The 12,511-nt window shown below is 64.5% G+C and carries 8 protein-coding genes; 1 reads left to right on the forward strand and 7 read right to left on the reverse strand.

The features are described 5' to 3' along the window. The first annotated feature begins 500 nt into the window (after positions 1–500). On the forward strand, positions 501–2,159 hold the full coding sequence (locus tag QX034_RS11705) for an acetolactate synthase large subunit (RefSeq protein WP_316165281.1): 1,659 nt from the start codon (positions 501–503) through the stop codon (positions 2,157–2,159). Positions 2,160–2,183: 24 nt separating this feature from the next. Here the strand turns inward: QX034_RS11705 and QX034_RS11710 are convergent, their stop codons facing one another. From QX034_RS11710 to QX034_RS11740, 7 genes are all read right to left on the reverse strand, one after another. Beyond that, a complete protein-coding gene (locus QX034_RS11710; protein WP_316165283.1) occupies positions 2,184–3,833 on the reverse strand; it encodes an amidohydrolase in 1,650 nt (549 codons plus the stop codon). Between the two features lie 162 nt (positions 3,834–3,995). After that, positions 3,996–4,799, reverse strand: coding sequence for a dienelactone hydrolase family protein (locus tag QX034_RS11715; protein WP_316195398.1), 804 nt, complete (start codon positions 4,797–4,799; stop codon positions 3,996–3,998). Positions 4,800–4,907: 108 nt separating this feature from the next. Beyond that, on the reverse strand, positions 4,908–5,159 hold the full coding sequence (locus QX034_RS11720) for a hypothetical protein (RefSeq protein ID WP_410050914.1): 252 nt from the start codon (positions 5,157–5,159) through the stop codon (positions 4,908–4,910). Between the two features lie 240 nt (positions 5,160–5,399). Further along, positions 5,400–6,527 carry an ABC transporter permease gene (locus tag QX034_RS11725; RefSeq protein WP_316195400.1) on the reverse strand — a complete coding sequence of 376 codons (1,128 nt, stop codon included), beginning with the start codon at positions 6,525–6,527 and terminating at the stop codon, positions 5,400–5,402. A 6-nt stretch (positions 6,528–6,533) separates the two neighbouring features. Further along, entirely contained in the window at positions 6,534–9,299 is a 2,766-nt protein-coding gene (gene rbbA / locus QX034_RS11730; RefSeq protein ID WP_316195402.1) for a ribosome-associated ATPase/putative transporter RbbA, read from the reverse strand. After that, entirely contained in the window at positions 9,296–10,396 is a 1,101-nt protein-coding gene (locus QX034_RS11735; protein ID WP_315702422.1) for an HlyD family secretion protein, read from the reverse strand. Before QX034_RS11735 ends, rbbA begins: the two co-directional genes overlap by 4 nt. 101 nt (positions 10,397–10,497) lie before the next feature. After that, positions 10,498–12,429 carry a tetratricopeptide repeat protein gene (locus QX034_RS11740; protein WP_315702421.1) on the reverse strand — a complete coding sequence of 644 codons (1,932 nt, stop codon included), beginning with the start codon at positions 12,427–12,429 and terminating at the stop codon, positions 10,498–10,500. Positions 12,430–12,511: the final 82 nt, after the last annotated feature.

Genomic DNA, 12,511 nt, shown 5'->3' on the forward strand with positions numbered 1-12,511 from the left:
CTCGTTGCATCCTTGCTGCAAGCAATCATTCCACAACCAACCATCCGTTGCTTGCGCCGCAGAAAACGCGCGTTGGGGCGCCACCTTCGCGAGCCTCCTCGAAAACGCAAGTATCAATCGATGCTCGCGCTACCTTAACGCCTATGGGGAAGGCCGGGTCATCTCGGCTGAGCCTGTGGTTCCTGCCCCGTGCACTTCTTCACGCACGGGGGCCATGGGTGCCAGCCGGCACCTGGTCTTCCCTGCCCCTCTCGCTTGCAGAGGGCTCGCATTCAGCACAACTCGGGCGCATCAGCACCGCGAGACCGCGGCGGCTTGGATCGGCCTCGTGCACCGCTTCCTTGCATCGTTCCGAACATCATCATCAAGACCGCGCGAGCGCGGAATTAGAGATTGCAGCGGCCCGATCGATCCGGTCGAGTCATGCAGACACGTTCAGGGGGGTGGAGGCATCCACCTCGTCCTGACATTCGTGCGAACCAATGCGAGAGGTCAAGCCGATGAACGGTGCAGAGCTTTTGGTCGCCGCCTTGCAGAACGAGGGCGTCACTCGGATCTTTGGCGTACCTGGCGAGGAGAATCTCGATGTGGTCGAAGCGCTCCGGCGCTCTCCCATCGAGCTGGTGCTCACACGGCATGAACAGGCCGCAGCCTTCATGGCCGCCACCCACGGCCGGCTCACCGGCCACCCCGGCGTCTGCCTGGCGACACTGGGACCGGGCGCACTCAACTTCACGACCGGCGCCGCCTATGCGCTGCTCGGTGCCATGCCGATGATCATGATCACGGGACAGAAAGGCATTCTGAGCCGCAAGCAGGCGCGGTTTCAGGTGGTCGACATGGTCTCGACCATGACGCCGCTGACCAAGATGGCGCGCCAGATCGTCAGTCCGGCGACCATTCCCTCGATCGTTCGCGACGCCTTTCGCGTGGCTCAGCAGGAGCGGCCGGGACCGGTGCATCTGGAACTGCCGGAAGACATCGCCGCCGCCGAAACTGCTGACATCGCCCCGATCCCGCCGCATCCGATCGACATGCCGGTCGCCCAGCCCGCAGCCCTCGATCGCGCGGCCGAGCTGATCAGAGCCGCACAGCGGCCGCTGATCATGTTAGGTGCCGCCGCCAGCCGGCCACGCATCGCCGCAGCGCTCGCCGATTTCGTCCGTCGCCTGCAGATTCCTTTTTTCAACACGCAGATGGGCAAGGGCTCGGTGGCCGGCGGCTCCGGACTCTACATGGGCACCGCCGCGCTTTCCGAGCGCGACTATGTTCACGACGCGGTCGACCGCGCCGACCTGATCATCGCCATCGGCCACGATACCGTCGAGAAGCCGCCGTTCCTGATGGGGCCCGGCGGGCCGACGGTGCTCCACGTCGGCTATCTTCCGGCGACGGTCGAAGAGGTGTTCTTTCCGCATGCCGAGCTCGTCGGCGATGTCGGTCCGAGCCTGAAGCTGCTGGCTGACCGGCTCGAAGGCCAACTGCCGAATGCCGGCGCGTTGCTGACGCTGCGCGCGGAGATCCTCCGCCACATCGCAGACCGCGCCGAGGAGAGCCGCTATCCGCTGACACCGCAGCGGATCGTGCACGACGTGCGCAAGGTGATGCCCGAGGACGGCATCGTCTGTCTCGACAACGGCATGTACAAGATCTGGTTCGCCCGCAACTATAGGACCCGCGTCGCCAACACGCTGCTCCTCGACAATGCGCTTGCGACCATGGGCGCCGGGCTGCCGTCGGCGATCATGGCCGCGTGTCTTTATCCCGATCGGCGCGTCATGGCGGTGTGCGGCGATGGCGGCTTCATGATGAACTCGCAGGAGCTCGAGACGGCGGTCCGGCTCGGCGTGAACCTGGTCGTGCTGATCCTGCAGGACAATGCCTATGGCATGATCCGCTGGAAGCAGGGCGTCGACGGCTTTCCCGATTTCGGCATGACCTTCGGCAATCCCGATTTCGTCGCTTACGCGCAGGCTTATGGCGCCAAGGGCAGCCGGGTGGCGACGGCCGACGGGCTGGCTCCGGCGCTCGAAGCCGCGTTCGATGCACAGGGCGTGCATCTTGTGAGCGTTCCGGTGGACTACTCGGAGAACATGCGCGTGCTGGTGCAGGAGCTGCAGGCGCATGCGCCGGGAGGGGGTGCGGGAGGAGGTGAATGAGCGCCACGTTCCCGCCTGGACAATCTACTCCGCCGCGGCGGCGCCCAGCTCGCCGGCGCGATCGAACACCACCTTGCCGTTCAGAAGCGTGATATCGCAGTGGACATCATGCTCCAGATGCGCAGGCTCGATCGCGAAGAGGTCATCGCTGAGCACCGCGATATCGGCCGCCTGCCCAGGCACCAGCCGTCCTATTTCATGTTCTGCAAACTGCGTGTAAGCGCCGCAATAGGTGTAGGCATGCAGCGCTTCGGCCATCGAGAGCACCTGATCCGGCCCCAGCACCGTGCGCCGGTTCGACATCCGCGTCGTCATCGTGAACAGGTTCTTGAACGGATCAGTGGTCGACACCGGCGCATCCGAGCTCGCCGCCGGGTGCAGGCCGGCATCAAGCCCTTTGCGCATCGGATAGGCCGCGGCCGTGCGCTCGGCGCCGACATTGCGCAGATAGAGGTCACCGAACTCGTACATGAAGATCGGCTGCGGCACCGGATCGATGCCGGCGTTCGCCATGCGCGCGATCTGGCCGTCGCTGAGGAAGCCGCAATGCTCGATGCGGTGGCGGCGGCCCTCGATCGGCTGATCCGTCGTGCCGGCCTTCTCGATCCCGCTCAGCACCTGCTCGATCGCGGCATCGCCGATCGCATGAATCGCGAGCTGATAGCCGAGCGCGTGATAATGCGCCAGGAACTGATGCATTTCCTTATCCGAGAAGCAGAAGATGCCGCGATTGTCAGGCTCGCCGACCAGATAGGGCTCGCTCATCGCCGCGGTCAGGCCGCCGGCGCTGCCGTCGCCGAACACCTTCATCGCGCCATAGCGCAACAGGCCGGTACGGCGGCCGAAGCGATAGCCGGCTTCAAAGGCCTTGTCGCCGATACCGTCGGGATTGCCGTAGATGCAGGCCCAGACCCGCAACGGCAATTCGTTCGCGGCCGCGAGTTCTTCATAGGCCGCGATCTCTTCCATCCCGGCGGACATGCCGACCGCCGCATCCATCACGCTGGTGAAACCCTGCGACAGCATAAAGCGGCTCGCGCGGTCGATCGCCGCGCGCAGCTCTGCCCGGGTCGGCTTCGGGGCGACCTCGACGATCAGACGCATTGCGCGCTCGGCCAACAGCCCGGTCAGCTCATTGTCGCGCCGCTCGATCAGCCCGCCATCCGGGCTCGGCGTGTTGTGGCCGATGCCGGCCTCGCGCAGCGCCAGCGTATTGGCGATCGCGACATGGCCGCAGGTGCGCTTGATGTAGACCGGATTATCAGGCGCGACGTGGTCGAGCTCGGCGGCCGTGGGGTGGCGCTTTTCTGCAAGCTCGTTGTGGTCGTAACCGCGGCCAAGAATCCACTCGCCGGGCGAGGCCGTTTTGGCCTTTTCCGCGATCCGGCGCAGGATCTCGCCGACGCTGCGCGCGCCCGTCTCGGGGCGCAGATTGATCTCGGCCATATGGAGACCAAAGGGCAGCAGATGCATGTGCGCATCGTTCAGCCCGGGCACTGCGAGGCGGCCGCCGAGATCGATCGTGCGCGTCGCGGGACCGGCAAGGCCTGCGATATCGGATACTTTGCCAGTTGCAAGGACGCGACCGCCAGCGACGGCAAGCGCTTCGACAAAGCCGTCATTCAGGCCGCAGAAGATGCGGCCGTTGCCGACGATGAGATCTGCCTTGTCCATTGCCTACGCCCCGATTGCCTGTCGCGCCAAGCTCAGCGGGCCGATGCGGTGATGTCAATCGCGCTTGCCGCATGGGGCAATGCGATGGCGGGGCGTGAGGAAAATTTGCGCAAGGTGATCGCGGCGTGCACGCGACGCGGCGGCTTCAGCCGGCATTTCTGCTCAAGCCGTCGGCAACCGTTCTCGAAAGAAACTGACGACGCGCGCCACGGCATCGCCCGTCGCGGGATCATTGTCGGCGAAGTCGAAACCATGGGCCTTGCCGGGATAGGTGACGAGCTCGGCCGGTGCCCCCACCGCCTTGGCGAGTTCGACCAGAGCCTTGCCGCGCGCCAACGGAACATTGCGATCGGCGTCGCCGTGCAGCTCGATCAATGGCGGCATATGCTTCACGCCGGGCGCGATCTGGTCGGGCATGCCGGCATACAGCACCGCGAGCGCGGCAACGCGTTCATCGCGCACGGCTGTCGCCGCAGCAACGAAGCCGCCGAGCGAAAATCCGACCAGGCCAAGCCGGCCGGAACTATCGGGCCGCGCCAAGACCGCGGAGATAACCGACGATACCCGCTCGGCCCAGGCAGCAAATCGTGCGTCCTGATGAGCGATGCGAGCTTCCCGCGTGCTGATCTTCGCCAGCGCCTGTTCGTCGACCGGGCTGTAATAGCGCACCAGGTAGGTGTCGATGCCCGCTTCCGTCAGCGCGTTGGCATAGCGTTCGTAGGCACGCTGCCTCAATTCGACACCGCGCGCGCCATGCAGGACCAGGACGCTTGGCCGCTTCGCCGTGCCGCTTGCGGCATAGCGGGTAAAAGCGATCGGGCCTTCGGCCGACTCCACGTTGAACTGTTCGGCAGGCTCCGCGCGCAAAGAGTGAGCTGCAACAAGAAGGGCAAGACCGCTCAGGACGGTCCTGCGGGTGACCGGGAGGGTCGCAATGGATATGGATGGGATATCCGGCGTCGACATCGTGACAGATCCTTACGCCTAGACCACTTACGGCAAGAGGGACCGGCGGGGACGGACTGTCAAGTCGGTGCCGCGATCCCAGGATACGCGACACGCAACTGCTGCGGCTTAGGCGGCTGCGGCCATCTCCCAGCGCGCCGGCGCACGATAGGCCTGATGCGAGACCGCGAACGCGCTCGCAGCGTTGCGCGCGGCAAAATAGTCCTCGAGCTCGGCGACGGCACGGCTTTCCCATTCCTCCGCCTGCTCCAGCAGCGACCAGCGCTGATGCGGGCGGCGCGCTGCGGTCTGGCGATACAAGGATGCGATGGTGCGATAGCGGCGCACGTTTTCCAGGACGGCTTCCCCATTCATCGTCATGCTCAATCTCCCCACTCTGTCCCCCTCAGGACAGAACCACGGTGCACCAGCGCGATTTTCGAAATCGTTAGCGGCCCGGTTCGGCCGATGCGATGGTTGGCGAACCGTTGCCAGCGCGCCCAGGCCAGCGTGCCCAGACCGGCACGGCCGAGCGGCGCATGCCGCGTCGTCCTTCTCGCCCGCGCGGTTAAACATCCCGAAACCCTGTTCGGCAGAGGGCCGGAGGGTGTCTCCTTTCGGCTACGCACCAGCCGCGGTGACCGAGGCGCGGAAGCGCCAGATCGTCAGCCCCAGAAACACGGCGGCGATGCCGGCAACCAGGAGGAACTGCGGCCAAACCACATCGAACCCGGCGCCGCGATACAGGATCGCCTGCGCGAACGACACGAAATGGGTCGAGGGCGACGCCTTCATGAACGTGGACAGCCATTCCGGCTGGCTCTCGACCGGGGTCGAGGCGCCGGACAGCATGTTCATGGGGACGGCAACCAGGATATAGAGCAGCCCAAGCTGCGGCATCGAGCGCGCAATCGTCCCGAGAAACAGGCCGACGGCGGTGGCAAAGAACAGGTAAAGGACCGCGCCCACCATGAACAACGGGATCGAGCCGTTGATCGGCACACCAAGGATGAGCCGAACCACGACATAGAGCGCCAGCATCACTGCGACCGCGATCACCAGCGCATTGGCCCATATCTTCGACATGGCGATCTCGAATGGCGAGAGCGGCATCACCAGCAGATGATCCATGGTGCCATGCTCGCGCTCGCGCACCAGCGCAGCCCCGGCGAGGATGATCGCGAGCATCGTGACACTGTTGATGATGCCCATCACGCCTTCGAACCAGGCAGTGTCGACATTCGGATTGAACGCGATCCGCGTCACCAGGTTGACCGGGGACAACGGCGTTTTTTGCGCCCGGGCCAGGAACCAGTCGATCTCGGTGTCGATCATCTGCAGGATGTAGCCCGAACCGAGTCCCGCCTGGACCATCGCCGTGGCATCGACATTGACCTGCAAGGACGGCTTATGACCGGCCATCACGTCGCGCTGGAAGTTCGGCGGAATGTCCAGCACGAAGGTGAACTTGCCGTTGTTCATCAGCGGCTCGATCTGTCCTTCCGCGATATGAACCGGTGGCTGGAAGTAGGGCAGCAGAAATGCACCGATGATCCGACGCGAGAGTTCGGAGTTATCCTCGTCAGCCACGGCAATGGAGGCGTGGTAAAGCTCTTGCGAGTTGCTCTGCGCCTGGCTGATCACTGCGACGGTGAACGAATAGATCACGAGACCGATCAGCACAAAATCGCCGAACAGGCTGCGCAACTCCTTCGTTCCGAGCCAGAAAATGTTGGACAGCGAGCGCATGGTGCCTCACCGCTCCTGCTTCGGCAGCAGGACGAGACTCAGCGTCGTCAGCACCGGAATGAACACGAGCAGCATCAGGATATATTGGCCGAGATCGGCAAAGCCGAGACCCTTGGTGAAGGTGCCGACCGTGATCGGACGGAAGTAGGTCATCGGAAAGCACATCCCGAGCAGCTGGGCGAATCCCGACAGCGAGGACACCGGGACCAGCATGCCGGAGAACTGGGTGGCCGGCAGGATGGTCAGGATTGCAGTCCCGAACAGCGCCGCAATCTGGGTTCGGCAGAAGGTCGAGATCAGCATGCCGAAACCGGTCGTCGTGAAGACATAGACCAGAGTTCCGACGAGCAGCGGCGGCAGGCTGCCTTTGAAGGACACCCGGAACAGCCACAATGCCATGATGAACATGACGACGAAATTGACCAAGGCGACTGCGATATAGGGCAGCTGCTTGCCAAGCAGGAATTCCAATCGCGTCACCGGCGTGACGTAGAGATTGGTGATCGAGCCGAGCTCCTTCTCGCGAACCACCGCCAGCGCCATCAGGATCGCCGGAAACAGCGCCAGCATCAGCGCGATCGTGGTCGGTACCATCGCATAAATGCTGTCGAACGACTGATTGTACTTGAAACGGATGGCGATAGTGGCGGGCGAAGGCGCGGCCGGCTGCGTGGTCTTGACGGCCGGATCGGACAGATAGAGCAGATGCGTGCCCTGAAGATAGCCGCGGATGGTCTCGGCGCGGAACGGCATCGAGCCGTCGATCCAGGCCGATACGAAAGCCGGGCGGCCTCGCTTGATGTCGACGCCGAAGTTCGGCGGAATCTCGATCGAGGCCTTGATGTCGCCGTTCTTCATGCGCCGTTCCAGGTCGGCGTAATCGGTGATCGGCGGCCGTTCGGTGAAATAGCGCGAACCGCGCAATTCCGCGAGATAGGCGCGACTTTCCGGCGTCTGATCGTGATCGAGCGCCGCAAAAGTCAGATTGTTGACGTCCGTGGAGATGCCGAAGCCGATCACGATCATGAGGAAGGCGGTGCCGAACAGCGCAAACAGCAGCCGGATCGGATCGCGCACCAGTTCGAGCCCCTCCCGGATCGTATAGGCGAACAGCCGTCGCGAACTGAACAACGCGCGCCTTCCGTCGGCCTCCGATCCGGCTTCCGCCGATCTTGCCGCGACCGCGCGGTCGGGATTCGTCTGGGTCAGCGTGATCGATGCGCCATCGTCGACGCCCGCATCCTGCTCGAGGAAGGCGATGAAGGCCTGCTCGAGCGTTTGCACGCCTTTGGCCCTGATCAGTCCCTCGGGGGTATCGGTCGCAAGCACGCGGCCGTCGTGCATCAAGGACAGACGGTCGCAGCGCGCCGCCTCGTTCATGAAGTGCGTCGAGACGAAGATCGTCATGCCGTCGCGGCGGGACAGCTCGATCAGAAGGCGCCAGAACTGGTTGCGCGCCACCGGATCGACACCCGACGTCGGCTCGTCCAGGATCAGCAAGTCCGGCTTGTGGACGATCGCAACCGCAAGCGACAAGCGCTGGCGGATGCCGAGCGGCAGATCGGCCGCGAGACTGTCGAGATGGTCGGCGAGATCGCAGCGATCGACCAGTTCGTCGATGCGTTTTCCTGCCTGATCGAGCGGCAGATGAAACAATCGTGCATGCAGGACGAGATTTTGCCGCACCGTCAACTCGCCATAGAGCGAGAAGGCTTGCGACATGTAGCCGACCCGCTGGCGGGATTTGTTATCGCCGGCCTCCATGCTACGCCCGAAGATCAGGGCCTCGCCTTCGCTCGGCGACAACAAGCCGGTGAGCATTTTCATCGTGGTGGTCTTGCCGGAGCCGTTGGAGCCGACGAAGCCGAAGATCTCACCCTTGCGGATCGAGAAGCTGACACGGTCCACGGCCGTGAAGTTGCCGAACCGGCAGGTGAGGTCGCGCGCGATGATCACGGGCTCGGCGCTGCCGTCGAGCGCCACGCGCATCGGCATCTCCGCCTGTGCCTGGCCGGGGGCTTGCGGCAACAATGCGACGAAGGCGTCTTCGATCGAGGCAGCGCCGGTCTGCGCCCTGAGCTCCGCGGGCGAGCCGGTCGCGAGCACGCGACCATCGTTCATCGCAATCAGCCAATCGAAGCGCGCGGCCTCTTCCATATAGGCGGTGGCGACCATCACGCTCATGCCGCCGACACTGCGCGCGCGCAGCCGATCGATCAGATCCCAGAACTGGCGACGCGACAGCGGATCGACGCCGGTGGTCGGCTCATCCAGGATGAGAAGATCGGGATCGTGGATCAACGAGCAGCACAATCCGAGCTTCTGCTTCATGCCGCCGGAGAGCTTCTTGGCCGGACGGTCCGCGAAATCTGCCAGCCCCGTGCTCTCGAGCAGCTCGGTGATGCGCCATTCGCGCTCGTCCTTCGATTGGCCGAAAAGGCGGGCGAAGAATTCGATGTTCTCGCGGACGCTGAGATCGGGATAGAGGTTCTTGCCCAGGCCTTGCGGCATGTAGGCGATGCGCGGGCAGACCTTGGCCCGTGCGCGCTGGTCCGAAATATCAGCGCCAAGGACGGTCGCCTGTCCTTCCTGAATCGCGCGGGCTCCGGCCACGATCGAGAGCAGCGACGACTTTCCGACCCCGTCGGGGCCGATCAGGCCGACAAGGCAGCCGGATGGAAGATCCAGCGAGACATCGTCGAGGGCGGTGACGTCGCGATAGCGCTGCGAGACGTTCCTGATCACCGCAACCGGAGGCCCACCCACGCTCATGGCGATGCTTGCAGGCTGGCTGGCCAAGCCACGTCGGGCTTCCAGCGGATATAGGCAATGCCCGGCAGCCCGCTCCTGACGGCATCGGCGTGCGCAGCCAGCAGCTCCTGGTCGACCCGCACGCGGATGCGAAACATCAGCTTGTCGCGCTCGGTCTGCGTCTCCACCGTCTTGGGCGTGAACTGCGCCTCGCTGGCGACGAATGAAACCTTGGCGGAAATCGGATGGTCGGGATAGGCGTCGAGGACGATGCGAGCGTCGGCTCCGACCTTGACCTTGCCGGCCTGCTCGGTCGGCAGGAAGATGTCCATATAGACATAGCCGACATCGAGCATGGTGAAGACCTTGCCGCCTGCGGCCAATACTTCGCCGATATTGGCGAGCCGATACTGGATGCGGCCGGCTTTCGGTGCGATCAGCGAGTTGTCGGCAATCTGCACGCGATAAAGCGCGGCATCATGACGAACCGCTTCCAACGCACGCCCGGCTTCCGACACCCTGGCCTGAGCGCCGATGAGCCCCGCGGTGGCCGCATCGAGCGTCTGCTGCCGCTGGTCGGCGATTTCCTTGGTGGTCCAACCATTCTGCAACAGCGCGCGGGTTCGCTGCATCTCCTGCTCGGCCAGGGTCTTCTGCGTCTGGGCTTGCGTGACGTTCGCCTGCGCCTGGTCGACGACATGTTGCGCCTGTTGCTCCTGGGCCTCGGCTTTCGACAGCGACTGTTGGAGCTCCTGGGTGTCCATTCGAGCGACCACCTGCCCGGGCACCACCGTATCGCCGATGTCGGCGAACAACGCGGCGACGCGTCCGGCGTATTTGGTGGCGATATCGATCTCGTCGGCCTCGATGCGGCCGTTGCCGAAGCTGATGCCGACCGGCAGCGGCGGATGCAGATGCTTCCAGTAGAGATAGCCGCCGCCCGCGCCGGCGCCGAGAACGGCAGCGAGCAGCAGGAACGGCCAGAAGCGGCGCCTCGGACGGGCAACATGCCGCACGGGAACGGGCAGAGCGCTGACGTGAGCTGGATCCACCCGATGGGGCTCAGATGCGCTCGCGGCTTGCGGAGCGGCGACGAGCTGATCTTGCTGCGGATCCATGTACAACGCCTTTGCATTCCAGACACCCGTGTCGTGCCACAGGCACCCGCGGATCCGTTGACGCAGCTCAAACGGCGCGCGCGGCGCCTGGCGAGACGGGATCAAGTTTTGGTTATGGCGTTCAGCTCATCGCGCACGCGCGCAATCACCGGGGCGTAGTCGCGGCCCAGATCCTGCCGGAACAATCGCACGTTCGGATACCAGGGGCTGTCGTCACGGTTCAACAACCAGCGATAATCCGGCGTGAACGGCAGCATGATCCAGGTCGGCGTGCCGAGGGCGCCCGAAAGATGGGCAACGCTGGTGTCGACCGTGATGACGAGATCGAGGCAGGAGATCAGCGCCGCGGTGTCGACAAAGTCCACGATATCGGCGGTCAGATCGAGGATGTCCGGACGCAGCGCGAGAAACGCCCGATCCGCGGCGCGAGGTTCCTTCTGCAGGCTGATGAACTGCGCATTCAGCTCGAGGAGCGGCGCCAGCGCCGACAGCGGCACCGAGCGATTGTGGTCGTTGAGATGGGCGGGGTTGCCCGACCAGACCAGACCGACGCGCAGCTTTCCGGTCGGGCCGAGCCGATCCCGCCACATCTGCATGCGCGCGGCCGGCGGGGGCGACAGGTAGGACGGCGCGGACGGAATCGTTTCCAGCTGTGTTGCGAAAGCAAGCGGCAGGCTCGACAACGGACAATGAAAGTCGATGGCGGGCAATTCATCGACGCCGCGTGCAAGACATCGTTCCACGCCGGCAACGCCGGCCAGCAGCAGCTGCAGCACCGCATCGACTTCCAGCAGCACGCGCGCGCCTTGCGCGGCCACCATAGTCGCATAACGGCAGAACTGGATGGTGTCGCCGAGCCCTTCGTCGCTGTGCAGCAGGATCGTTCTGCCCGCGAGCGGCGCATCGGCGAGCCACAAGGGAGCGGAAAATCTGCGCTCGACGAAGCCGACCGCGCGGCAGTTGCGGCCCCATTCGCGCGCCGCCCAGCCGCGCTCGAAATCGCCGGTCAGGAGCCAAAACAGCGCCGCGTTCCAATGCGCATCGGCAAAGTCCGGCTTCAGCGCGATCGCGCGCTCGAAGCTCGCAAACGCCGCCTCGAAGCGGTGCAGCTCGGCGAGCGACGTGCCGCGATGATTGTGAAAATCGGCAACGTCCGGCCGGATGGCGATCGCCGTATCGAACACGGCAATGGCCTCGTCATGCCGACCCAGATTCTGCAGGATGCAGCCGAGGCTGTTGGCGATATCCGGGTCGTGCGGTGCCAGCGCATGGGCGCGTTTTCCGACCTCGAGCGCTTCGGCGTAGCGACGCACCCGCCTGAGCGAGATGCCTTTGAGGCAGAGCACGCCGGGCTGATCCGCTTTCAGCTGCAGCGAGCGGTCGAACCGCGCAATCGCGTCGTCATAGCGGTCGGCGTCGAAATAGGCCAACCCCGCGTGATTGGCGGCGTCGAGATCATTGTGCCCGCATTTCAGCGCTTCATCGAAGCTCAATGCCGCCTCGATGTGGCGGTCCTGCGCCTTCAACAGCTCGCCGAGCCGAAACCAGGTCTCAGCCCGCTGCGGGACGAGTTGCAGCGCCTGGTCATAGGCCTGCGCGGCTTCACTGAACCTGCCCTGCTGCTGCAACAGCGCGCCAAGAGCCTCCCAGCTTTCGACCGCATCGGGCTTCAGCTGCAGCGCGCGATCGTAGCATTTGATGGCTTCGTCCCATCGCCCGCTCGCGCGCAGCGCCTGGCCGAGATCGACGAAGTAGTCAGCGACCGCCGGATCCTGGGTGATCGCACGGGCAAACCATTCGATCGCAAGATCGTGCCGCTCCGTCGCAAGACAAACCCGTCCCATCGCATGCAGCGCATCGGCATGGCCCGGATCCAGGGTCAGCGCACGCCGGCAGGCCTGTTCGGCATCCGCCACCCGGCCGGCCCGCAACATTCGAAGCGCCGCCGCGCACAGCGCCTCTGCCGTATCGGGCTGCGTGGCGCCGGCGACCTTGTTGGACTTGCCGGAAGGCCGGCGCTGCTGGCGATTCATCGCGGATTTCTGCCACTCCTGCAGGCAGCAGTAGATGATTCCCGGATTCCGGAGAAGATTGTTCCGCGCGGTCTTATCGGTC

Source organism: Bradyrhizobium sp. SZCCHNR3119 (genome assembly GCF_032487775.1).
In the GTDB taxonomy this organism is placed as follows: domain Bacteria; phylum Pseudomonadota; class Alphaproteobacteria; order Rhizobiales; family Xanthobacteraceae; genus Bradyrhizobium.

Excerpts from the sequence above, each read along its gene's own strand:
- QX034_RS11705 (WP_316165281.1), top strand. The coding sequence starts at position 501 with ATGAACGGTGCAGAGCTTTTGGTCGCCGCCTTGCAGAACGAGGGCGTC.
- QX034_RS11710 (WP_316165283.1), bottom strand. The coding sequence starts at position 3,833 with ATGGACAAGGCAGATCTCATCGTCGGCAACGGCCGCATCTTCTGCGGC.
- QX034_RS11715 (WP_316195398.1), bottom strand. The coding sequence starts at position 4,799 with ATGTCGACGCCGGATATCCCATCCATATCCATTGCGACCCTCCCGGTC.
- QX034_RS11720 (WP_410050914.1), bottom strand. The coding sequence starts at position 5,159 with ATGACGATGAATGGGGAAGCCGTCCTGGAAAACGTGCGCCGCTATCGC.
- QX034_RS11725 (WP_316195400.1), bottom strand. The coding sequence starts at position 6,527 with ATGCGCTCGCTGTCCAACATTTTCTGGCTCGGAACGAAGGAGTTGCGC.
- rbbA (WP_316195402.1), bottom strand. The coding sequence starts at position 9,299 with ATGAGCGTGGGTGGGCCTCCGGTTGCGGTGATCAGGAACGTCTCGCAG.
- QX034_RS11735 (WP_315702422.1), bottom strand. The coding sequence starts at position 10,396 with ATGGATCCGCAGCAAGATCAGCTCGTCGCCGCTCCGCAAGCCGCGAGC.
- QX034_RS11740 (WP_315702421.1), bottom strand. The coding sequence starts at position 12,429 with ATGAATCGCCAGCAGCGCCGGCCTTCCGGCAAGTCCAACAAGGTCGCC.